16 protein-coding genes are annotated in these 25,404 nt (G+C 31.4%); 15 read left to right on the forward strand and 1 reads right to left on the reverse strand.

Translation table 11 applies throughout. The annotated features are described in order from the left end of the window. Window positions 1-3 precede the first annotated feature (3 nt). The 6 genes from KVH43_RS07960 (at window position 4) to KVH43_RS07985 (ending at window position 5,766) form a co-directional block, all read left to right on the forward strand. Window positions 4-363 (forward strand): cupin domain-containing protein, encoded by a 360-nt coding sequence (locus KVH43_RS07960; RefSeq protein WP_072725055.1) that lies wholly within the window; start codon window positions 4-6, stop codon window positions 361-363. Window positions 364-375: 12 nt separating this feature from the next. Continuing rightward, the gene (locus KVH43_RS07965; RefSeq protein WP_218282027.1) at window positions 376-738 is read left to right on the forward strand and encodes a cupin domain-containing protein; all 363 of its coding nucleotides are present in this window, start codon (window positions 376-378) and stop codon (window positions 736-738) included. After that, complete coding sequence (locus KVH43_RS07970) at window positions 735-1,730, forward strand: ABC transporter substrate-binding protein (protein WP_218282028.1); 996 nt, start codon at window positions 735-737, stop codon at window positions 1,728-1,730. The genes KVH43_RS07965 and KVH43_RS07970 overlap by 4 nt, the downstream gene beginning before the upstream one ends. Beyond that, window positions 1,711-2,541 (forward strand): ABC transporter permease, encoded by an 831-nt coding sequence (locus KVH43_RS07975; RefSeq protein ID WP_218282029.1) that lies wholly within the window; start codon window positions 1,711-1,713, stop codon window positions 2,539-2,541. Before KVH43_RS07970 ends, KVH43_RS07975 begins: the two co-directional genes overlap by 20 nt. Continuing rightward, on the forward strand, window positions 2,465-3,160 hold the full coding sequence (locus KVH43_RS07980; protein ID WP_218282030.1) for an ABC transporter ATP-binding protein: 696 nt from the start codon (window positions 2,465-2,467) through the stop codon (window positions 3,158-3,160). The genes KVH43_RS07975 and KVH43_RS07980 overlap by 77 nt, the downstream gene beginning before the upstream one ends. 212 nt (window positions 3,161-3,372) lie before the next feature. Next, a complete protein-coding gene (locus KVH43_RS07985) occupies window positions 3,373-5,766 on the forward strand; it encodes a Lon protease family protein (protein WP_218282031.1) in 2,394 nt (797 codons plus the stop codon). 5 nt (window positions 5,767-5,771) lie between these two features. Here KVH43_RS07985 and KVH43_RS07990 read toward each other — a convergent pair whose 3' ends face one another. Further along, the gene (locus KVH43_RS07990) at window positions 5,772-6,341 is read right to left on the reverse strand and encodes a 5-formyltetrahydrofolate cyclo-ligase (protein WP_218282032.1); all 570 of its coding nucleotides are present in this window, start codon (window positions 6,339-6,341) and stop codon (window positions 5,772-5,774) included. Window positions 6,342-6,610: 269 nt separating this feature from the next. Between KVH43_RS07990 and ftsE the strand changes: the two genes are divergently transcribed. The 9 genes from ftsE to recJ all read left to right on the forward strand — a co-directional run bounded on the left by ftsE (window position 6,611) and on the right by recJ (window position 25,392). After that, window positions 6,611-7,297 (forward strand): cell division ATP-binding protein FtsE, encoded by a 687-nt coding sequence (gene ftsE / locus KVH43_RS07995; RefSeq protein ID WP_218282033.1) that lies wholly within the window; start codon window positions 6,611-6,613, stop codon window positions 7,295-7,297. After that, a complete protein-coding gene (gene ftsX, locus KVH43_RS08000; RefSeq protein WP_218282034.1) occupies window positions 7,287-8,183 on the forward strand; it encodes a permease-like cell division protein FtsX in 897 nt (298 codons plus the stop codon). The genes ftsE and ftsX overlap by 11 nt, the downstream gene beginning before the upstream one ends. Window positions 8,184-8,203: 20 nt before the next feature. Continuing rightward, window positions 8,204-9,337, forward strand: coding sequence for a murein hydrolase activator EnvC family protein (locus KVH43_RS08005; protein WP_218282035.1), 1,134 nt, complete (start codon window positions 8,204-8,206; stop codon window positions 9,335-9,337). 190 nt (window positions 9,338-9,527) lie between these two features. Further along, window positions 9,528-11,996 carry a sugar phosphate nucleotidyltransferase gene (locus tag KVH43_RS08010; RefSeq protein WP_218282036.1) on the forward strand — a complete coding sequence of 823 codons (2,469 nt, stop codon included), beginning with the start codon at window positions 9,528-9,530 and terminating at the stop codon, window positions 11,994-11,996. Between the two features lie 27 nt (window positions 11,997-12,023). Further along, window positions 12,024-20,564, forward strand: coding sequence for a GH36-type glycosyl hydrolase domain-containing protein (locus KVH43_RS08015; protein WP_218282037.1), 8,541 nt, complete (start codon window positions 12,024-12,026; stop codon window positions 20,562-20,564). 269 nt (window positions 20,565-20,833) lie between these two features. Then, window positions 20,834-22,180 (forward strand): short-chain fatty acid transporter, encoded by a 1,347-nt coding sequence (locus tag KVH43_RS08020; protein ID WP_218282038.1) that lies wholly within the window; start codon window positions 20,834-20,836, stop codon window positions 22,178-22,180. A 76-nt stretch (window positions 22,181-22,256) separates the two neighbouring features. Beyond that, a complete protein-coding gene (atoD, locus tag KVH43_RS08025) occupies window positions 22,257-22,907 on the forward strand; it encodes an acetate CoA-transferase subunit alpha (protein ID WP_255547713.1) in 651 nt (216 codons plus the stop codon). Window positions 22,908-22,910: 3 nt separating this feature from the next. Continuing rightward, window positions 22,911-23,561 (forward strand): CoA transferase subunit B, encoded by a 651-nt coding sequence (locus tag KVH43_RS08030; protein WP_218282040.1) that lies wholly within the window; start codon window positions 22,911-22,913, stop codon window positions 23,559-23,561. A gap of 94 nt (window positions 23,562-23,655) precedes the next feature. Further along, window positions 23,656-25,392: a single-stranded-DNA-specific exonuclease RecJ gene (gene recJ / locus KVH43_RS08035; protein ID WP_218282041.1), complete on the forward strand. Its 1,737-nt coding sequence runs from the start codon at window positions 23,656-23,658 to the stop codon at window positions 25,390-25,392. Window positions 25,393-25,404 lie beyond the last annotated feature (12 nt).

Consider the following 25,404-nt stretch of genomic DNA (forward strand, 5'->3'; position numbering starts at 1 on the left):
AAAATGAAAGAAAAATTTTTAAAGAACATACCTTTTGAGGAAGTTTTGGAGTTGAAGGATTTGGTAGATTATGCAGAGGGAAGAGTAAGTAGTAAAACACTTGTACAAAGAAGTGATTTGAGTATAACGTTGTTTGCTTTTGATAAGGGAGAGGGGCTTAGTACTCACTCTGCACCTGGTGATGCGATGGTATATGTTATGGAAGGCAGTGTAAAAGTTAGCATTGGTGAAGATATAAATGTTGTTTTAAAAGAAGGACAAACAGCAGTTATGCCTGCAAATATTCCGCATGCTTTAGAATCAATTGAAAAATTTAAAATGTTGCTTATAGTTGTAAAACCTCAAAAAGAAAATAAGAGATAGGAGATTTTATTTATGGGAGAAAAATATATAAAAAATATAGATTTTGAAAAAGTGTTAGATTTTAAAAATTTAATTGAATATGTAGAAGGAGGTGTTGAAAGTCGTACTCTTGTGCAAAGAGAAGATTTTAGTATAACTTTATTTGCTTTTGATCAAGGAGAAGGGGTAAGTGCTTATTCAATGCCTGGAGATACAATGATTTATGTATATGAAGGAAAGGCAGAAGTAGTTATTGATGAAGATAAAAAATTTATTCTTGAAAAAGGAAAAACAATTGTTGTACCACCAGATGTAATTCATAGCTTTGATGCAGTAGAAAAATCTAAAATACTGATTATTATAGTAAAGCCACAAAAACGAGGAGGGGATAAATGATGAAACAAAAGATAGCATTGATTTTGATTGTAGTATTAAGTATAACCATGTTTTTTGGTTGCAATCAATCACAAAATAAAGAGGCAGAAGTATCGTGTGAAATGCCAAAAGAAGAAATAAAAATAGTTATAAGCGGACCAAAAGCACCACCAACATTTCCGTTGCTTAGAATGATAGAAACAAAAGCATTAGGAGAAAATGTGAAAATTGACTTTAAAATATGGAATGGTGTAGAAGAATTATTGGCTATAGCTACTAATTCAGAATACGGATTTTTAGCTATGCCAGTAAATACATCAGCTAAGTTATATAATAAGGGTGTGGATATAAAGCTTACCAATGTAAATACATGGGGAGTTATGTATTTATCGACTACAGATTCAAAATGTAATAGGTGGGAAGATTTAAAAGGGAAGAAATTGTATGTACCTTTTAAAAGTGCTCCACCTGATATTATTACACAATATTTCTTAAAAGAATATGGGTTGGAAGCAGGAAAAGATGTTGAGATTATTTATTCAACCCCATCAGAGATTGCACAGATGGTAAAGGTAGGAGAAGCTGAATATGCAATGAATATAGAACCTTTTATAACAGCAAGCAAGATGGGAAATGAGAATTTAAGAGTTGTTTTCGATTATATGGAAGAGTGGAAAAAAATAAAAGGATCTGAATATGATATTCCTAATGCAGGGATCGTCACAAATAATAAGTTTTTAAAAGAACATAAAGAACTGGTAGAATTATTTGAAAAGGAATATGAGAAAGCAGTTATATGGACATTAGAAAATCCTAAAGAGTCATCAAAATTAGTAGAAAAATATCTTGGATTAAATAAAGATTTAATAGAAAAATCTATGCCGACTTTAGGACTTAAATATAAACAGTCTAATAATGCAAAGAACGATTTGGAAAAATATTATGAAACCCTTTTAAATTTTAAAGCAGATAGTATTGGAGGGAAAACTCCAGATGAAAACTATTATTACTAAGAAAAATAGTGATATTTTAAAAACTCTAATTGTCATATTAATCCTTTGGGGAGGGTTATCGGTGATTTATTCACCTATAATCCTTCCAGGACCTATTAAAACATTGCAAGCTACATGGAATGTTTTGGTTGATGTTGACTTTCTAAGTCATGTATTGATTACTTTGAAAAGACTTTTCATAGGTCTTTTTGGTGCGGTGTTATTAGGAAGTATTTTAGGACTAGCAATAGGTGAATGCAAAAGGATGAAGTATTTATTTGAGCCTGTATTTCATATTATACAGGCTACTCCACCTATATCATGGTTAGCTCTTGGGATGATTTGGTTTGGATTAGATGGGCAAGCTACTATATTTATTGTATTTATTGCAAGCGTACCTATAATGATTATTAATATTATAGAAGGATTTGAGAATATTGATCCTAAGCTGATTGAAATGGCAATGATTTTTCATTTTTCAAAAAAAGATATTTTGTTTGAGATTATACTTCCATCATTGAAATCTTATTTTAAATCTGGAATTACTATAGCTGTGGGATTAGGTTGGAAATTAGTAATTATGGGAGAAGTTCTAAGCTCTAGTACAGGGATAGGAGCACAGATCACTAATGCACGATTGAATATTGAAACAGGAAAGGTATTAGCATGGACAATTATTATTATTTTATTAGGGGTTTTATCTCAAAAGTTAATAGATTTTGCATTTGATTTTAGAAGTAAGGAGAAAGAAAATTATGGTTTTGCAAATGAACAAAATAGAAAAAAGATTTGGCGAGGTTATCGTATTAAAAGATTTTTCGCTAAAGGTTAATGAAAAAGAAATTCTTTGTATCATTGGACCATCTGGATGTGGAAAATCTACGATGCTTAATATTGTGTCAGGATGTTTATCACCTTCTAAAGGAAATTTAGTAAACAAAAGTAAAAATATTAGTTATGTATTTCAAGAAGATAGATTGCTTTCATGGAAAACTGTTTATGAAAATATTTATATTGTAAATAAAAAGGCATCAAAAGAGCATATGAAATTATTGATTGAACAGGTAGGACTTACAGGCTTTGAAAATTATTATCCTTTAAAGTTGAGTGGTGGAATGAGGCAAAGGTGTGCCATTGCAAGAGCATTTAATTATGAAGCTGATTTATTACTTATGGATGAACCATTTAAATCTCTTGATTATAATTTGAGATTTAGTATGATTGAGCATTTACTAAATCTTTGGGAGATGAAGAAAAATTCAATTATATTTGTTACTCATGAAATAGATGAAGCACTTTTGCTTGGAGATAGGATTTTAGTATTGTCAAATAGACCTACAAAAGTAATCAAGGAATTTGAAATAAAAAAATTAAAAAGAAAAAGGAGTTTAAGAGATGAAATATTGATGAGAATAAGAAATGAAATTGTGAGTTGCCTTGTAAAACAATAAATATCTTCAATATAATACCATAATACAGTACTATTAACAATAGTTAGTATATCCTACTTTTCGTGTCCATGCTTTTATACTAATACCACTCCTTCTTAATCATATTATCATAAATAAACTACTACTTTTTCATCATATATTTAAAAATTTAAATTTTATATAAATACATAAGAGGGTATATATAAATATAAAATAAGATAGGAGGTGTCATGATGATTGAAAAATATGAAGTGCCTATAGAAAAACTGAAGAATAAATGTGATGTTAGTTGTTTTGATTTTGATTCAACAAAGGACCTTTATCCACTACAAGGAATTATTGGTCAAAGGCGAGCAGCGAAAGCGTTAGAATTTGGACTAGATATTAAGAAGAAAGGATACAACATATTTGTGTCAGGACAAAGTGGGACAGGAAGAAATAGCTATACTTTGTCTATTACTGAGAAAAAGGCAGAAAATAAGGAAACACCAGATGATTGGCTATATGTACACAATTTTAAGAATCCAGACAGTCCTATTGCACTGCATGTAAAGAGCGGTATGGGGAAAATTTTAAAAAAAGATATAGAAAATATGATTGAGCTGTTTAAAAAGGAAATTCCTAAGGTTTTTACAAGTAAAGAATATGAAAACCAAAAGAGTGTATTAATCCAGCAATATCAAAATTATACTCAAAAAACGATTAATGACTTAAATGTAATGGCAGAAAAATATGGTTTCATTTTCAATCAAACAGATAAAGGGTTAATTAGTATTCCATTCAGAGATGGACATCCTATGAGTGAGGAGGAATACAGAAATTTAAGTACTGAAGAACTAGAAAAATTAAGAAAAAACTCTAGTGAGCTAAGCTTAGAAACTGTTGATGTCTTTAATAAGATAAGGAGCTTAGAAGAGGAATACAGAAATAGCGTAAAAGAATTAGATGAAAAAATGGCTCTAGACGTAGTAGCTTTTCATATAAATGAAATAAAGAAAAAATTTGAAGATAGACAGTGTGTTATAGAATATTTAAAAACTCTACAAGAAGATATTATTGATCATATAGGTAAGTTTAAAGTTGACAAAAATGAACAGATGAATAATCCGTTTGCAATGTTTCAAAGATCTTCAGAAGCTTTTTTTGACAGATATTTAGTAAATCTTTTTATTGATCATAGTGAAAAATCAGGTGCACCTATTGTAAATGAAACTAATCCAACCTATTATAATTTAATTGGTAGAATTGAGTATAAAAATGAATTGGGTGTAATGAAGACGGATTTTACACAGATAAAACCGGGTGCGCTGCATCAAGCTAATGGAGGATATTTGATATTACAAGCTAAGGATTTACTCACAAATCCTTTTGCGTGGAATGCCTTAAAGCGTGCATTAAAAACAAATAGCATAAATATTGAAGGCTTAGACAAACAAATTGGATATGTAGTTACATCTACACTTAAGCCTCAGCCAATTCCTCTTTCTATAAAGGTGATTTTAATAGGAGATGCATATACTTATTCTATGCTTTATTACTATGATGAGGATTTCAAAAAACTATTTAAAATTATGGCTGACTTTGATATTGAAATGGATAGAAATAATGAAAATATCTATAAAATGGCTAGATTTATTGCAACTCATTGTGAGAAAGAGGGGCTAAAGCATTTTGACAGAAGTGCTGTTGGAAGAATCATTGAATACAGCTCAAGGCTTGCAGAGGATCAAACAAAGCTTAGCTCAAGGTTTAATCAAGTGGTTGAAATTTTATATGAAGCAGATAGATTTGCAGAAATGATGAATTCAGATATTGTAAAGCTTGAACATATTGAAAAAGCTATAGAAGAAAAGAAATATAGAAACAATAAATATGAAGAAAAGATTCTTCAAATGTTTGATGAAGGTACATTATTACTAGAGGTAGAGGGAGAAGGAATCGGAGAAATAAATGGACTAGCTGTTACTGGAACAGGGGAATATAGCTTTGGAAAACCAAGTAAAATTACTGTTGCTACATTTAGAGGAAAAAATGGGATTATAAATATAGAAAGGGAAGTCAAAAAAAGTGGAAGCATCCATGATAAAGGTGTACTCATTTTAAATGGATATTTTGGAGAAAAATTTGCACAGGAAAGACCGCTATCTTTATCAGCAAGTATTGTATTTGAACAACTATACTCAGGAGTAGATGGAGATAGTGCATCTAGTACAGAGCTTTATGCACTTCTTTCGAGTCTTTCAGCAGTTCCTATTAAGCAGTATATAGCAGTAACTGGTTCTGTAAACCAAAGAGGGCAAATTCAGCCTATTGGTGGAGTTAATGAAAAAATAGAAGGATTTTTTAAAGTATGTAAATTAAAAGGACTAACAGGAAAACAAGGTGTGATGATCCCTCATCAAAATGTAAAAAACTTGATGCTTTCTGATGAAGTTATTAAAGCTGTTGAAAATAAAATGTTCCATATTTATGCAGTAAAGACAATAGAAGAAGGGATTGAGGTACTAACAGATAAACAAGCAGATACTGTTTATGAGCTTGTACGTAAGAAGCTTTTAGAATTTTCAAAGGAAGAGAAAAAATCTCCAAATAAAAAGCAAAGGAAAAACACAAATAGGGCAAAATAGTTGCCCTATTTACATTGGATTAATTGTGTTTCTGTAATAATATAGTCAACTGGATAATCAAAAGCATCATTAGGAATTTTATCTACTATTTGAAAATCAAATGCTAGAGCAATAGCTGGAACATTAGTTGAAAGCTTGTCTAAAAAGCGATCATAATATCCTCCACCATAGCCAATCCTATATCCTCTCTTATCAAAAGCTACTCCAGGAACAAGAATTAGATCTAATAGCTCCTTATCTACTTTTCGAATATATTCCTCTTTTGGTTCTAAAATACCATAACTACCTTCTTTAAGCTCTTTTTTTGGATCTAAAAGCTTTGATAAAATCAGTTCCTTTGTTTTTGGAATGCTAATAGGAATAATAACATTTTTATTTGAACGTAATAAATCTTCAATTATTAAAGATGTATTTACTTCATTTCTAAAGGATATGTAAACCATGATGTTTTTTGCATTCTTGTATAAATTAAATAGCTTTAATTTATGAAAAATAGCTTCACTCCTTGAGTAGATAATTTCCTCAGAGAGTGATTTTCTTTTTTGTAGTATTTCTTGGCGAAGCTTTTTTTTCATTTTTAAATCCTTCTTTCTATATGTAAAAATAGAAATTGTATTATAAATAATTGTAGGTGTTTTGCTGAAATCATTATATCAGAATAGGAAATATTTTCAAAGTGCTAATAGTGAGTTATGTTTGGAAATTATTAAAAAAAATAATATAATAGACTCAGAAGTTTATATTTTTTGAAGAAATAAGACAAATGTACCAGAAATTTATAATAAAAAGATAGAGGAAATTTAGAAAGATATGTAGAATTATATAGCTTTAGGAGTTGATAAAGGTGATAAAATTTTTAAATGTAACAAAAGAGTATAGAGAAGGCACACTGGCTCTTTCAAATATTAATATACACATAGAAAAGGGCGACTTTGCTTTTATTGTAGGACCGAGTGGAGCAGGAAAATCAACATTTATTAAATTATTATTGAAAGAAATAGAACCAACAAAAGGGAAAATTACTATACATGGCATGGATATCACAAGATTAAGTACAAGAAAGATTCCAGCGCTTAGAAGAAAAATAGGTGTAGTTTTTCAAGATTTTAGACTACTTCCTAATAAAACGGTTTATGAAAATGTAGCTTTTGCTATGGAAATCATTGAAGCTACTCCAAAGGAAATCAGAAGACAAGTTCCAACAATGCTTGCTATGGTAGGGCTTAGTGGAAAGGCAAAAATGTATCCTCATGAGCTTTCAGGAGGGGAACAGCAGAGAGTTTCTATTGCTCGTGCTATTGTAAACAATCCATCTGTTTTAATTGCGGACGAGCCTACAGGAAACCTTGATCCAGATACAGCATGGGAAATTATGAAGCTTTTAAAACAAATTAATAGAAGAGGTACAACTATAGTTATGGCTACTCATGCCAAAGAAATTGTAGATGTGATGCAGCAGAGAGTTATTGCAATAGAAGGCGGAAAAATTGTTCGAGATGATAAGAAGGGTGTGTACGGCTATGAAGACTAGAACGGGTGTATATATGGTCAAGGAAGGATTTAAAGGTCTTTGGCGAAATCGCATTATGGGAACTGTATCTGTAGTATCTATTACATGTGTGTTAATGATTTTAGGAATTATATTTATGATTATATTAAATGTAAACAGCTTGGCAGAAACAGTTAAAGGACAGTTTGATTCTATACAAGTGTATTTAAAGGATGATTTAACAGAGAGTCAGATAGAAAATGTGGGAAGCATTATTAAGGGAATAGATGGAATAGACTATGTAGATTTTCTATCTAAGGAACAAGCTTTAGAGAATGCAAAAAAGAAGTGGGGAGATAAAGGGTATCTTTTAGATGGACTAGAAAAAAATCCCCTTCCTAATTCATATATTATAAAGCTTAAGGATATAGCCTATGCAGATTATGTAGTAAGTAGGATAGAGGGTTTGCAAGGATTAGAGGAGATAAAATATTATAAAGACATTGTAGAGAAGCTTTTAAAGATTACAAATTTTATAAGGGTTACAGGGATTATTATTATTGGTATTTTAATACTTATTTCTATGTTTATTGTTGGAAATACTATTAAACTAACTGTTATTGCAAGACGTAGAGAAATTAATATCATGAAATATGTAGGTGCTACCAATTGGTTTATTAGATGGCCTTTTTTAATAGAAGGGGTTTTGTTAGGGTTGATCGGATCGGTTATTGCCTTAGGGGTTGTTGGATTTAGTTATCAGCGTATATTTGATTTCATAACACAAAAGCTATATGTTATGCTTTCTGCATATATGATTCCAGCACCTGTATTTATTGAAAATACAGCTGTTATTTTCATTGTATTGGGCATGGGAATTGGTGCTTTGGGAAGTATATTCTCCATGAGAAAATTTTTAAAAGTATAAAGATTGATTAGGGGGAGCAGATGATGCAAATAAAATATAAAAAATTGTTTATGGTTGCAATGCTGATCATAGCTTTACTGATTACAGAAAATACTTTTGCATTAGATGTGAGTAGCGATAAAAGAAAGCTTAATGCTATAAATAATCAGATTAATAAAGTGCAAAAAGAATTGAATGACAATAAAAAGAAACAAAAAAGTCTTACTACTCAAATAAACGAATTAGATAGAAAAATTGATAAACAGGAGAAGGAAATATCAGATATCCAGACAGAGATTAACAAAACAAAAAAGAAAATTGCTAAAGCAAAAGAAGAACTACAAGAAGCAGAGAAAAATATTCATGATAAAAATGATATATTGAATGCTCGATTAAGGGTTATGTATAAAAATGGAGATATTGGATATGCAGAAGTGCTTCTTGATTCAGAAAATATTATAGATTTTTTGTCTAATTTGGATATGATCAAAAAAATATTGCAGCAGGATATGGATTTATTATCGTATATGAAAGAACAAAGAGATGAAATTGATAAAAAGAAAAGAAATTTAGAAACTCATAAAAGCAGTATGGACAGAATGCTTAAAAATATGCATCAAAAGCAAAAAGAACTAGAAGTTAGTAGAGGAGAAATCCGCAAGGTTAAGGAGGAGCTTCTAAAAAATAGCAAAGAGCTGGAAAAACAAATTGATGCAATGAATGAATATGCAAAAAAAATTGCTGAAGAGATTAGAAGAAAGCAATCAGGTGGAAAATATATAGGAGGGAAATTGGCTTGGCCAGCTCCTGGATATACAAGAATCACTTCTCCATATGGATATAGAATTCATCCAATTCTTAAAAGAAGAAAGCTACATACAGGAATTGATATAGGTATTCCATATGGAAAAAATATTGTAGCTGCAGGAGATGGTACAGTTATCAAAGCTGGTTGGTATGGAGCTTATGGAAAAGCAGTAATGATAGACCACGGTGGGGGTATTGTTACATTATATGGGCATAATTCTAGACTTGTTGTAAAGGAAGGGCAAAAAGTAAAAAGAGGTCAAGTTATTTCAAAATGCGGTAGCACAGGCTATTCTACCGGACCGCATCTTCATTTTGAAGTGAGGAAAAATGGAAATCCTACTGATCCAATTCCTTGGGTGAAATAGCTATATGAAGGTCATATACTTTAGGTATATGGCTTTTTTTTGTAAAGAAACGAATATTCCCGATACTCCTTGAATATAATAATTAACATGTTTTAGTGGGAATAGCTTAAATAATCACAGTTTTTTTGGAAACAATAAATAATACAGTATTCCATATACATCAATTATTTTAGACATTTTTGGAAAAGGAGTGATCGTTATTAAAGCAGTAATTATGGCAGGTGGAAAAGGAACAAGATTAAGACCTCTTACTTGTGGGATTCCAAAGCCAATGGTTCCTATTTTCAATAAGCCTGTAATGGAATATTCAATTGAATTATTAAAAAAATATAATATTGATGATATAGCTGTTACTATGGCTTATCTTCCTTCCGTTATAACAGATTATTTTGGAAGTGGAAAAGAATGGAAGGTGAAGCTTAATTATTTTATAGAAGAGATTCCTCTTGGAACAGGTGGAAGTGTGAAAAATGCAGAAGAGTTTTTAGATGATACCTTTATTGTCATCAGTGGAGATGCATTGACAGATATAAATATAAAAAAAGCAGTGCAGTTTCATAGAGATAAAAAATCAAAGGCAACTTTGATATTAAAGAAAGTTTCTGTTCCATTAGAATATGGAGTAGTCATTACAGATGAAACAGGAAAAGTTATCAGATTTTTAGAAAAACCAAGCTGGGGAGAAGTATTTAGTGATACTGTTAATACTGGCATTTATATATTAGAGCCAGAAGTATTAGATGATTATAAAAAAGGGGATAACTTTGATTTTAGCAAAGATCTTTTCCCCAAATTATTAAAAGAGCAAGTGCCTATGTATGGATATATTATGGAAGATTATTGGAACGATATTGGGGATTTGAATTCTTATATGAAAACTCAATTTGACATATTAGAAGGGAAGGTGAAAGTAAAATTAAATTGTGATGAAGTACAAAAGGGGATATGGATTGATGAAGGAACAAAAATAGGAGAAAATGTGAAGCTATATCCTCCTGTTTATATAGGAAAAAATACTATTGTAGGGGATGCGGTAGGTATTCACCCATATACTATTATTGGAGAAAATTGTGAGATCGGAAAAGAAGCTACTTTAAAAAGGAGTATATTGTGGAAAAATATCAAAATAGGAGGGAACACCCATTTAAGTGGTACAACTGTTTGTAGCAATACACAAATTAAAAATGGCGTAAATATATATGAGAATTCTGCTGTAGGAAGTGGAACTCTATTATCAAAAGGAGTTATTGTAAAACCTAATATAAAGATTTGGCCAGATAAAAAAATTGAAGAAGATACGATAGTCAGTCAAAATTTAGTATGGGGAACTAAGCAAAGAAAAACTATTTTTGGCTATAAGGACGTGTCAGGAAATATTAATATAGATATTACACCAGAATTTGCTTCAAGACTTGGTTCAGCATTTGCTTCAAATCTAGAGAAGGAAGCGACAATTATTGTCAGCAGTGATAAATCTAATGCATGTGATATTATAAAAAATTCTTTTATATCAGGAATTCTTTCAACGGGTGCAGGTGTAATTAATCTAAAAGATGCTTCTATGCCTATGAATAGATTTGCTGTAAGGCACTATGATGCAGATGGAGGTATTCACATTCGTTTAGATCCTTACGAGAAGGATTTAGCACATATTGAGTTTGTAGATGAAAATGGTGCCAATATAGACAGAAATATGGAGAGAAAGATAGAAAATTTGTTAAATAGAGATGATTTTAAAAGATGTAGTGTTGAAAATATAAAAAGTGTCATGCATGTAGATAATTTTTCATCTTTATATATGAAAAATGGTATAAAGCTTATGAGCGATATATCTAAAATTAAGAGATGTAATCCTAAGGTAATGATTAGTTCAACGTGCAAAAATGTTTTAAATCTATCAGAAAGCTTTTTTCAATCTATGGGCTGTCAAGTACAGTGTGAGTATGATTTATATAAATATAAAAGCTTAGATGAATATATAGCAGATTTCTCTAGTAAAATACAGAAAAATACAGAAAATATAGGAATGATTCTCAGTAGTAATGGAGAAAATATGATACTGATTGATGAAAAAGGCAGAATTATTGATAAAGAAATGTATACACTTTTGGTTACAAATATTTTATTAAAGCTCGGCATTAGCAAAGAGATTATCGTTCCATATACAGCTCCTAAAGTAATTGATAAAATGGTAAGCTCCTTTCAAGGAAAAGTTATAAGAACTAAAACTGCTCCTAGCTATATTATGAAGGAAATGCTAAAGAATGATTATGAAGAAAATATGTACCTACAGTATATTTTAAATTATGATGCTATTTTAGCAGCAGGAAAAATCATTGACTTTTTAATTAGCAGAGATTGCTCTTTAAGTGATTTAGTTGATGAACTTCCAGATTTTTATCTGATTAAAAAAGAAATTGCATGCGATTGGCAGGATAAAGGAAGAGTTATTAAAGAGATGATAATTAATCATAAAGGAACAAATATGGAACTTTTTGAAGGGATAAAGATTAATAATGATAAGGGCTGGGCATTGATTCTTCCTGATAGTGAAAGAGCTGTATTTAATGTTTATACAGAAGGGCTTTCAGAAGAATATGCAAAGGAGCTTTCCACTCAGTTTAGTCAAAAGGTAGAGAATATATTAAATAATAATTAGATCAAATAGTTGGAGGGATGCAGGGGTATGTTCCTCAAAAAGAATTATAGAATAGAAAGTCATGAAAAAATAGAAATGAAAGATGTTTTACTCAATAATGATGAATTAAATCATCATGCTTTAGAGATTGCAAAATCTCATGTTATATCAAAAAAAAGGGGGAAGATTAAACCACTTTTAGCTAGATTAAATCACAACTTTAAAATAATTACTTCTATTTATACAGGATTGAATGCAGAAGCCAAAAGAGGAAATGAATTATCTCCTGCTTCTGAATGGCTGCTGGATAATTATTACAAAATTGAGGAACAAGTGCAGGTCATTAGACAAAGTCTTACAAAGGATAAAGCGCTAAAGCTCCCTATTTTAGAAAATGGATACTTAAAAGGTTATCCAAGAGTTTATAGTATAGCTCTTGAGTTAGTTTCACATACAGATGGAAGATTAGATGAAGCATTATTAGTGAACTTTATTAAAGCTTATCAATTTCATAAAGTTCTTGCTATAGGGGAAATTTGGGCGATTTCTTTGATGATTCGTCTTGCCCTTGTGGAGAAAATACGCAATATTAGTGAAAAAATATATGAAAACCAAGAACAGTGGAAAAAAGTTGAAAGAATACAAGGAAAAGATCAAGCAACTATTTTAGAGCATGTAAAAAGAGAATTTGAAAATATGGAGAGCTTTAGTCCTTCTTATATTGAACATCTGTTTAAGAAGCTTAGAATGGAAGGAATAGAGTCAGGACAGGTAATAGATACAATTGAAAAAAAATTAATGGAATTGGATACATCTATTCATAAAGTAATAGAGCTTGAGCATAAAGAACAAGCAGCAAGGAAAATATCTATAGGCAATGCTATTATTAGTTTAAATATGGTTTCAAAGCTGGATTGGAATGATATATTTGAGTCTTTATCTAGAGTTGAAGAAATACTAAGAGAAGACCCCTTAAACATTTATCAAGCAATGGATTTTGCTTCAAGGAATTATTATCGCCATGAAATTGAGAAAATTTCTAAAATGTGTCATGCTTCTGAGATAAAGGTAGCAAGAAAAGCTTTGGAATATGCAAAAAATACTACGGATCATCATGGAAAGGACAAAGAAAAACATGTAGGTTATTATATTGCTGATGAAGGAAGAAAAAAATTATTACAAGCTTTGAATTGCAAAAATACAAATATTTATTTTCATGATTATCCTCTTTCTGTATATTTAGCACCTATTATTTTTATCACAGGATGTATTTCGCTGATATTAGCTAGTTATGCTTATAGTGTGTCTCATAATATATTTTTGAGTATATTAGCAGGAATAATTAGTTTAATTCCTGCTAGTGATTTGGCGGTAAACTGCATCAACTGGATTGTTACATATAAATTTGAACCAGCCTTTTTACCTAAGCTCGAATATAAAGAAGGAATTACAGAAGATGCTGCTACTATTGTAGTTATTCCTACATTAATTCCCAATGAAAAAATTTTGGAAGAATTGTTAGAGAAGTTAGAAGTATATTATTTAGGAAACAAGGATAAAAACATATATTTTGCAATAGCAGGAGATTTTAAAGATGGTGAGCGTGAAAAAGAGCCTCAGGATGAAATGATTATTAATAAGGCATTACAAGGAGTAAAAGCATTAAATGATAAATATTCTGAGGATAAGGAAATATTTTTTTACTTTCATAGATATAGGCAATTTTGTGAGAAACAAAAAAAATGGATGGGCTGGGAAAGAAAAAGGGGTGCTTTGGTAGAACTAAATGAACTCCTTACAGAATCAAAAAGCACATCTTATAGCATTATTTCAGGAGATTTATCTCATATCATAGGTAAGATCAAATATGTTATTACTATTGATGCAGATACTATTTTGCCAATGGATTCAGCAAAAAAATTGATTGGAACTATAGCTCATCCATTGAATAGAGGGATTTTGAATAAAGAAAAAGGAATTGTAGAAGAAGGCTATGGATTGATTCAACCTCGAATTAGTGTTGATGTGGAAAGCGCTAGTAAATCTACATTTACAAGAGTTTTTGCAGGACAGGGAGGGATTGATCCTTATACGACTGCTTCTTCAGATGTATATCAGGATTTATTTGGAGAAGGTATATTTACAGGAAAAGGAATATATGATCTTTCATTATTTCATGAAACTTTAAGAGATGCAATCCCGGATAATACAGTACTTAGTCATGATTTGTTGGAGGGGAGCTATGTAAGAGTAGCCCTTACTACAGATATTGAATTGATTGATGGTTATCCATCAAGATACAGTTCATTTATGATGCGGCTGCACAGATGGATTAGGGGAGATTGGCAGCTCATTAGATATTTATTTCCTACAATAAAAAATAGGATGGGAAAAGCAGTAAACAATCCCCTATCTAAATTATCTAAGTGGAAGATGCTTGATAATTTAAGAAGAAGTCTTGTTTCTGTAAGCTTGTTATTTTTGTTTATTTTTGGGCTTATAGCTTTTCCTGGGAAATCTTTTGTTTGGGTTGGATTTGGACTCTTTACAATATTTTTTCCTTGTTTTATAGAGAGTTTAAATAATTTGCTTAATAAATATTATAAGACTACAAGGGAAAGAACTAATGGTAATCTCATATATGGGCTTAGAGCTGTTTGCTATCAAGCATTGCTTAACTTTATATTTTTACCTTACCATGCCTTTATGATGCTTGATGGCATTGTAAGAACTTTATATCGTGTATATATTTCAAAGAAAAACTTGTTAGAATGGACTACAGCAGCAGATGTGGAGAAAAGATTAAAAAACGATACGGTAAGCTTTATAAAAAGAATGAAGGTATCTATTTTTATATCAATTTTCCTTTGGCTGCTTGTATGGGCAATACTCCCTAATCATTTGGTATATGCTACAGTCATAGGCTTTGTATGGGCAGTATCTCCTGTTATTGCTTATATTGTCAGCAAGGAAGCTGTTAAAAAGACTCAATTAAATGATGAAGATGCAGCTATACTAAGAAGGCTAGCAAGAAAGACATGGAGCTACTATGAAGATTTTGCAGGAGAGCTTGATAATTATCTTCCACCAGATAATTATCAAGAAGACCCTCCTAATGGCATAGCTCATAGGACATCTCCAACTAATATTGGATTTTTACTATTAGCTACTTTGTCTGCTAGAGATTTTGGTTATATTTCAACTACAAAAATGGTAGAACGGATTGAAAGAACATTGTCTACTATTGAAAGGTTAGAAACATGGAAAGGACATTTATATAATTGGTATGATACAAAAACATTAGAAGTATTAAGACCATTCTTTGTTTCAACTGTTGATAGTGGGAATTTGATTGGATATATGATCACCTTAAAGGAGGGGCTTTTAGAATATATAAAAAGACCTATTCTCGATAAAAATATATTATTAGGGATCAAAGATACATTATCTCTAACAAAGGAAGCATCATATATAGAAAATATATCATTAATTTTGGAAAAGGAACAATTAACTTTAAAAGACTGGAAACAGTTGTTTAATGATTTTGAAAATATGGATAAATCATCTTATTGGCATAAAAAGCTTTACAATATGATAGATGATTTCAAAAAAGAGATTGATTTATTTTTTGTAGCTACAAAAGTAAATGAAAAAGGGTATGAAAAATTAAAAGAAAAATTAGAGGCTATTAACGGGGCAGTATCATTAATAGAGCTCAATAGTATTTATAAAGAAATCCTTGAAGATATCAATAAAATTTCAAAGAAAAACAGTCAAGGAGCTTTAATAGCACTTAAAAATAGAATATTTACTGCTAATGAGTATATTGAAGAAAAAATTGGACAAATTAAAAATTTAATCACAAGGATAGAGAGAATCATAGAGGCTACAGATTTTACTGAGTTGTATGATACAAAACAAAATTTATTTTCTATAGGATACAATGTAAAAGAGGAAAATCTTGTAAATTCATATTATGATTTATTGGCTTCAGAAGCAAGGCTTACAAGCTATATTGCTATTGCAAGAAAGGAAGTACCTAAAAAACATTGGGCAAAGTTAGGAAGAGCCTTGTCTGTCGTAGATGGGTATAGGGGCTTAGTTTCATGGACAGGAACTATGTTTGAATATTTCATGCCTCCACTTATTATGAAAAGCTATCAGAATACATTGCTAGATGAAACATATGGAACTGTTATAAAGGCACAGAAAAAATATGGACAAAAGAGGAATGTTCCTTGGGGCACTTCAGAATCTGGTTACTATGCTTTTGATATTAATTTAAATTATCAATATAAAGCTTTTGGTGTTCCAGACCTTGGGCTGAAGAGAGGGCTTATTCATGACATGGTTATATCACCGTATTCAACTCTTTTAGCTCTTCCTTTTGATGATAAAGAAGCTATGAAAAATATAAAAAGACTTATAGCTGATGGTGTAGAAGGAGACTATGGCTTTTATGAAGCAATAGATTATACACCAGAGAGATTGCCCTTTGGAAAGAAGAAAGGAATTATCAAAAGCTTTATGGCTCATCATCAAGGAATGGGATTTTTGGCTCTTAATAATTATTTAAATGAAAACATCATGCAAAAAAGATTTCATGGAGATCCTGTAATGAAATCAGCAGAAGTTTTACTACAAGAAAAAACTCCTATAAGAGTAATCATTACAAAACAATATAAAGAACCTATAGAGCCTTTGGAAGCACCTAAAAAAGAAGAGATTTATGTAGTGAGAAAATATAGGGATTTAGATAGTATAATCCCTAGATGCCATATACTGTCAAATGGAAGATATTCTATTATGATTACTGATGGAGGTAGTGGATATAGCAAAAAAGAAAATATACAGATTACTAGATGGAGAGAGGATAGATTAACAGAAAGATATGGAAGTTATATTTTCTTGAAAAACTTAAATACAAATAAAGTATATACATCTGCTTTTGATCCAATGAATGTGGAATCTGATGGTTATGAAGTAATATTTTCTTTAGATAAAGCAGAATTTATGCGAACAGATGATAATATAGATACCCATACAGAAATTGTTGTATCTTCAGAAGATGATGCAGAAATCAGAAAGGTAACATTAACAAATCATGGAAATGAAGTGGTAGTAATGGAGCTTACAAGTTATTTTGAAATTGTTTTGGCATCACAGGCAGCAGATATGGCTCATCCAGCATTTAGCAATTTATTTATCAGAACAGAACCTATTCTTTCTTATGACAGTATTATTGCTTCGAGAAGACCAAGACTTGAAGAAAAAAATACTGTATGGATGTGTCATACCATGATAGTAGATGGAGAAACTGTTGGAAACTTAGAATATGAAACTAATCGAGGAAATTTTATTGGAAGAGGAAGACATATAGGAAATCCATTTGCCCTTTCTAATTCTCTTACGAATACAACAGGACCTGTACTCGATCCGATTATGAGCTTAAGAAGAAAAGTAAAAATAGATCCGGGAAAAAGCGTAGTTGTATCTTTTATCACATCAATAATAAGTAGTAGAGAAGAAGCTATAGATATGGCAAGAAAATACCATGATCTTTCATCTATCAATAGAGCTTTTAACTTAGCTTATACAAGAAGTATTATAGAGACTTCTTATTTGAATTTAAAGGCTGAGGAAATAGAGGTATATCAAGATATGATTCCACACATTTTGTACTTAAGTCCTCATAGGAGAAAATACGAGGAAATATTAAGACAAAATAAAAAGGGTCAATCAGGACTTTGGGCTTATGGTATATCAGGTGATATTCCTATTGTATTAGTAAGTATTAGTCGCAAAGAGGATATACATATTGTTCATGAAGCATTAAAAGCCCATGAATACTGGAAAATAAAGGGGCTTTCTGTAGACTTAATTATATTCAATGAAGATAAAAGCAGCTATTTACAGCCTCTACAAGAGCTTCTCAATGAAACAGTATTTTCAAAATATGGCCATGATATAATGAATAAATCAGGAGGCATATATATAAGAAATGCTAATATTATGCCAGAAGAAGATCGTAATCTTCTTTATACAGTAGCTAGAATAGTTCTAAAAGGAGAAAAAGGATCTATTCGTCAGCAAATTGAAATGAATGATAAAGCTATAAATGCTTTTAAAGAAAAAGATTTTAAAGGAGAAAATGTATCGTATACAAGCTATGATGAACCATTAAGTGTAGATTATTTTAATGGATATGGGGGCTTTAGCAAAGATGGAATGGAGTATATCATAAGACTTAAAGAAGGATGCAATACCCCTGCTCCGTGGATGAATGTCATTGCTAATGAAAATTTTGGTTTTCAAATTACAGAGAATGGATCTGGCTTTACATGGGCTGAAAATAGCCGAGAAAATAAATTAACACCGTGGTCAAATGATCCTATAACAGATCCACCGAGTGAAGTGATTTATATAAGAGATGAAGATTGTGGGAAATATTGGTCTATCACACCTCTTCCAATCAGAGAAAAGGAAAGCTATACTATAAGACACGGTATTGGTTATTCAACATTTACCCATAACAGCAATGGTATTGTGCAGAAGCTTAATGTATTTGTGCCGAAGAGTGAATCTGTTAAGATCAGTTTTATAAAATTAAAAAATAATTCTAATACTAAAAAGAGTTTGTCTAGTGTTTATTATATAAGACCTGTACTTGGTGTGAGTGATCAGATTACCCAGCAGTATATTACTACACAAATGGATGAAAAAAGAGAGGTTCTTCTCATTAAAAATAAATATAATACTGATTTTCCAGAAAGCTGTGCATTTATTGCTTCATCAGAAAAAATATTAACATATACAGGAGATAGAGAAGAATTTGTGGGAAAAAGAGAGGATTTAAGTAATCCGAAGGCTTTAAGAAGAGAAAATCTGTCAAATAGTGTTGGTGCAGGCTTTGATCCTTGTGCTGCAATACAAATATTTATTGAGCTATCACCTGGTGAAGAAAAAGAATTTGTATTCTTACTTGGACATGCAAAAAATATAGAGAAGCTTGATAAAATTATTGAAAGCTATAAAGAAGTTAAAAGTTGTAAAAATGCATTGAATGAAGTAAAAAGCTACTGGAAGGAAATTTTAGGAACTATTAAAGTAAAAACTCCAGATAAATCTATGGATTTACTAATAAACTATTGGTTAATGTATCAGACAATTGCTTGTAGACTTTGGGCAAGATCGGCATTTTATCAATCAGGAGGTGCTTATGGCTTTCGTGATCAGCTTCAGGATGCAATGAATGCTATGCCTGTAATGCCAGAAGCTTTAAGAAAGCAAATTCTTCTTCATTGTGCACACCAATTTGTAGAAGGTGACGTACAGCACTGGTGGCATCCGGGGGCTGGAGAAAAAGGCATACGCACTAAGTTTTCTGATGATTTGCTATGGCTTCCTCTTGCTATAGCAGAATACGTAGAGTATACAGGCGATACTACAATACTATATGAACAAGTTCATTTTTTAGAGGATAATCTTCTAAATGAAGAGGAAGATGAAAGATATGGAATTCCTAAAATTTCTGAAGAAAAAGCTTCCGTTTATGAACATTGTATAAGAGCTATTGAAAGAGGACTTAGAGTTGGAGAACATGGAATTCCTCTCATGGGCTCAGGAGATTGGAACGATGGAATGAATACTGTGGGCAATAAAGGAAAAGGAGAAAGTATTTGGCTAGGTTGGTTTCTTTATGATATTCTAAATAAATTCTCTAATATTTGTGAGAAAATGAAAGAGCCAGATCGTGCTAGGAGATATTTAGAAGCATCAAAGGATATTGCAAAATCAATAGAAGAAAATGCATGGGATGGTGAATGGTATAGACGTGCATATTTTGATGATGGAAGACCACTAGGCTCTATAGAAAATACAGAATGCATGATAGATTCTTTAGCACAATCGTGGGCAGTTATTTCAAGAGGTGGGAGAGAAGAACGCAAAAAAATAGCAATGAATTCTGCTGAAAGACATTTGGTAAAAAGGGAAGAAGGAATGATTCTTTTGTTTACGCCACCATTTGATGAAAGTGATTTGAATCCTGGATACATTAAAGGATATGTGCCGGGAGTAAGAGAGAATGGAGGACAGTACACCCATGCAGCAACTTGGGTCATTAATGCTTTTGCTATGATGGGAGATGGAGACAAGGCATGGGAGCTATATAATATGATAAATCCAATAAACCATACAAGAACTCCTATTGAGTGTGCTACTTATAAAGTAGAACCATATGTGATGGCAGCGGATGTATATGCAGTAAATCCTCATACTGGAAGAGGTGGCTGGACTTGGTATACAGGAGCTGCTGGTTGGATGTATCGAGTAGGACTTGAATATATATTAGGGGTAAAGAAAAAAGGAGATATCCTTTATATCAACCCTTGTATTCCAAAGGAATGGAAGGAGTATACAATAAAGTATAAATATAAAGCTACGGATTATCATATTATTGTGAAAAATCCAAAAGGGGTCAATATGCATATAGATAAGATAATCATAGATGGTGCAATAAATAAAGAAAAAAATATTCCTTTAGTAGATGATAAAGCAATACATAAGGTAGAAGTAATTTTAGGATAAAGTGCAATATGAATAAAAATATAGGCTATAGTAGTGCAAAAAACAGAATCTAGTCTAATATAGGCTGTGGTTCTGTTTTTTTTTATATATTTTTTTCGGATAAAACGATAAAAGGATGAAAATAGAAGTAATTGAAAATATTATCATTAATTTAACGTCAAACCATTCTTATGCAGGTTGAATTTTCCATATACTGTGATAAACTATAAAATGTGGTACAAAATGTATCTTGTATATATTTAATTACATTTTATAAGGAGGGGACTCAAGTGTTTAAACGTATTACAAAATTATGTGTAAGTATTGTTCAAAAGTATTTACCAGATCCATTTTTATTTGCAGTTATTTTAACATTAGCAGTTTTAGTATTGGGTATGGTAACTACTGGACAAGGCTTAGTAGATATGGTAATGCATTGGAGTGATGGATTTTGGAAATTATTAAAATTCTCTATGCAAATGGCGTTAGTGCTTGTTACAGGACATACCTTAGCAAATGCTCCTATTATTCAAAAAGGTCTTAATCGTTTAGCGAAAATTGCTAAAACACCTACACAAGCAATATTAGCAGTTACTTTTATTTCAACTATTGCATGTTGGATTAACTGGGGCTTTGGATTAGTTGTTGGTGCCCTTTATGCAAGACAGTTAGCAAAAGAGGTAAAAGGGGTAGACTATCGATTACTTATAGCTTCAGCTTATTCAGGATTTGTTGTATGGCACGCAGGGATTTCAGGATCTATTCCACTAAAATTAGCTACAGCAGGAGATGGGTTAGCAATAGCCACAAATGGAGCTGTAGTAGATCCAATTGCAACGAGTACAACTATTTTTTCAACCTTTAACTTAGTTATATGCGGAATCATATTATTTACAATGCCATTATTAAATAAGGCTATGCATCCAAAAGAAGATGAAGTCATTGCAATAGATCCTAAACTACTAGAAGATGAAGGAGCTGCTGCAAAAGTTGAAAATCCAACACCTGCAGATAGAATGGAAAATAGCCCAATACTTTCTATGATTATTGGTGCAATGGGATTAATATTTGTTTTTTATTATTTTAAAGAGAATGGTTTCAAATTAAATTTAGATATTGTTAACTTTATTTTCTTATTTGCAGGGATTATTTTACATGGTACACCTAGAAGATTTCTTGATGCTATCAATGTTGCTGCAAGAGGAACAGCAGGGATTATTCTACAATTCCCATTCTATGCAGGAATTATGGGTATGATGACAGGTGTAAATGCAGAAGGGGTATCATTTGCAAAAGTAATTTCTGAGTGGTTTGTAAATATTTCAACAGCAACAACCTTTCCACTATTCACTTTCTTAAGTGCAGGGATTGTTAACTTTTTTGTACCATCAGGTGGTGGACAATGGGCTGTTCAAGCACCTATTATGATGCCAGCAGGAAAAGCTTTAGGCGTTTCTGCAGCAAAAACAGGTATGGCTATTGCATGGGGAGATGCTTGGACTAATATGATCCAACCATTCTGGGCATTACCAGCATTAGGTATAGCAGGTCTTGGTGCAAGAGATATTATGGGATTTTGTATTATAGACTTAATATATACAGGAATTATTATTGCATTAGGTCTAATGTTTTTATAAAAGGTGGTCTATAAAAGTCTTTAAACAAAGGGCTTTTATAAAGATATGAAGCTTTAAAAATATGGAGGTGTTTATTTTGAGGAATAAAGTGGTAACAATTGAAGAAGCTATGAGTCACATAAAGGATGGTATGACAATCATGATTGGTGGCTTCATGGCTTGTGGTACACCAGAAAAATTCATGGATGTATTAGTTGAAAAAGGCGTAAAGGATTTAACAATCATAGGCAATGATGCAGGATGGCCTGATAAAGGGATTGGTAAATTAGTTGTAAATAAGCAAGTGAAAAAATTAATTGCATCTCATGTAGGATTAAATCCTGAGGTGGGAAAACAAATGAATTCAGGAGAATTAGAAGTGGAATTAGTGCCACAAGGAACGCTTGCTGAAAGAATTCGTGCAGGTGGAAATGGACTTGGGGGAATTTTAACTCCAACAGGTGTTGGAACAATTGTAGAAGAAGGAAAAGAAAAAATTACAGTAGATGGAAAGGTTTATCTTTTAGAAAAGCCATTAAAGGCTGATATTGCGTTGATAGGTGCTTCTATTGCAGATAAAAAGGGTAATCTTTATTACAATAAAGCAACTAGAAATTTCAACCCAATGATGGCAACTGCTGCTGATTTAGTCATTGTAGGGGCAGAAAAGATTGTTGAAGTTGGAGAAATTGATGCTAATGATGTCATGACACCAGCTCTTTTCGTAGATTATATGGTGGAGGTGTAGAATATGAATGCAAAAGAAATTATTGCAAGACGTGTAGCTAAGGAATTAAAAGATGGAGATGTGGTAAATCTAGGAATTGGATTACCAACAATGGTAGCAAATTATATTCCTGAAGGGGTAGATGTTACTTTCCAATCTGAAAATGGATTTGTAGGATTAGGACCTGCTCCTGAGGAAGGAAAAGAAGATAAGGATTTAGTAAACGCAGGAGGTATGCCTGTAACTATAGTACCAGGTGCAGCATTCTTTGATAGTGCGACTTCCTTTAGTATTATAAGAGGAGGACACGTAGATGTAACTGTTTTGGGAGCTCTTCAAGTAGATGAAAAAGCAAATCTTGCAAACTGGATGGTTCCAGGAAAGATGGTGCCAGGTATGGGGGGAGCAATGGATTTAGTAGTAGGAGCAAAAAAAGTAATCATTTCTATGACTCATACACAAAAAGGAAAGCCAAAAATTTTAAAAGAGTGTACTTTACCACTTACAGCTGAAGGTCAAGTGAATATGATAGTTACTGAAATGGGTGTAATGGAGTATACAGATAAAGGATTAGTATTAACAGAAATTAATCCAGAATATACGGTAGAGGATATAAAAGCGGTTACAGAAGCAACATTTACAGTTGCAAATAATTTAAAAGAAATGGAATTCTAATTTATGGAGCCTATATAGGCTCCTATTTTCATGGATTTTACAAAGCTTAAAAATCCTTATATACTAGATAGTATATGAAGGGTGGGACAAAAAAATGCACAAAACAAATTGGGAAATGATTGATAAAGATAAGTCTATAGATCATTTTGACAGGGCAGATGCTATTATAAAAAAGATTCTGATGAATAAAGGTATTACTACAGAAGAAGAAATAGAAGAGTTTCTTTCGGAAAAACCTCAAAAAACTTACAATCCTTTTTTATTGAAGAATATGAAAGAAATTGTAAATACTATTATTGATTATATCAACAAAAAAAAGAGTATATGGATTTATGGAGATTATGATGTAGATGGTATAGCTAGTATTTCTTTATTGATGGATTTTTTGTCAAATTTTACAAATAATCTTCATTATTATATTCCTTTAAGGGAAGAGGAAGGCTATGGACTTAATTGTGATGCTATAAAAGATATTAAGGAAAAGGGAGGGGAATTAATTATAACTGTGGATTGCGGTTCAACATCAGTAGAAGAGGTTGAACTTGCAAAGAACTTGGGGATGGAAATTATTGTAACAGATCACCATAATCTTTCTGAGGAAGTACCAGATTGCTTGATTCTTAATCCAAAGCAGGAGGATTGTCCTTATCCTTTTAAATTTTTATGTGGCTGTGGGATTGCATTTAAACTAGCACAAGCTATTCAAAAAAATATGGGAGCACCTAAAAAATATTTGAGTGATATACTTGATTTAGTAGCGTTAGCAACAGTAGCAGATGTTGTTCCTTTAATAGATGAAAATAGAACTCTATTAAAATATGGTCTAAAAAAGCTGAACAATCCAACAAGACTAGGATTAAAATATTTAATAGAAGCTGTTGGATTAAAGGATAAAAATATTAGTGCAGGGCATATTGGATTTGTATTAGGACCTCATTTTAATGCTAGTGGAAGAATTGATGATGCAAGAGCAGGAGTTGAACTGCTTCTAAGTAAGGAACAGCATAAAATAAAGTATTTAGTAGAGCATTTAGTTACGTGCAATAATGAGAGAAAAGCTATTCAAAAAAAGGGACTAGAAATTTGTAAAGCTAAGGTAGAAAAATATTATATGAATGATCTTTTCTTAGTCATTGATTCAGAAGGGACTCATGAAGGGGTTATAGGAATTGTTGCAGGGAGGATTAGAGATTTATATTATAAACCTACTTTAATTGTAACAAGATCTCAAGATGAAGGAATATTAAAGGGGAGTGGAAGAAGTATTGATGATATAGATATTTATGAAGAAATGAAAAAATGTAAGGATTTATTTATAAAATTTGGGGGGCATAAAAACGCTTGTGGTTTTTCTATTGAGGAAAGCAAATTAGAGCTTCTTAGGAAAAGACTTAATGAAGAAGCTTTTAAAATAAAAAAACAGAGTCCTAATAAATTTGTGAAAACAATAAAGATAGAATGTGAATTGAAGCCATCACAAATAACAGAAGAATTTGTAAAAGCTTTAGAAAAAATAGAACCTTATGGTATGGGGAATGAAAAGCCTTATTTTCTTATAAGACAAATTAAAGTTGATAATAATAAAGAAAAGGTTGTTATGGGAAAAAATCATGAGCATTTAAGATTAAGAGGAGTATCTGAAAAATATCATGATTCTACGGAGATTTTAGCTGTTGGATTTGGATTGGCAGAAAATTATGTAAACGAGCTTAATTGTCCTGAAATAGTAGATATAGTAGGTTTTCCTAACATAAATGAATGGAATGGATACAAAAATATGCAGCTAATGATTCGAGATATGAAAGCGTATAAAAGTAATATTTCTGAATAATGGTTTAAAATA

Origin of the sequence: Crassaminicella indica, assembly GCF_019203185.1 — a bacterium.
Lineage (GTDB): Bacteria > Bacillota > Clostridia > Peptostreptococcales > Thermotaleaceae > Crassaminicella > Crassaminicella indica.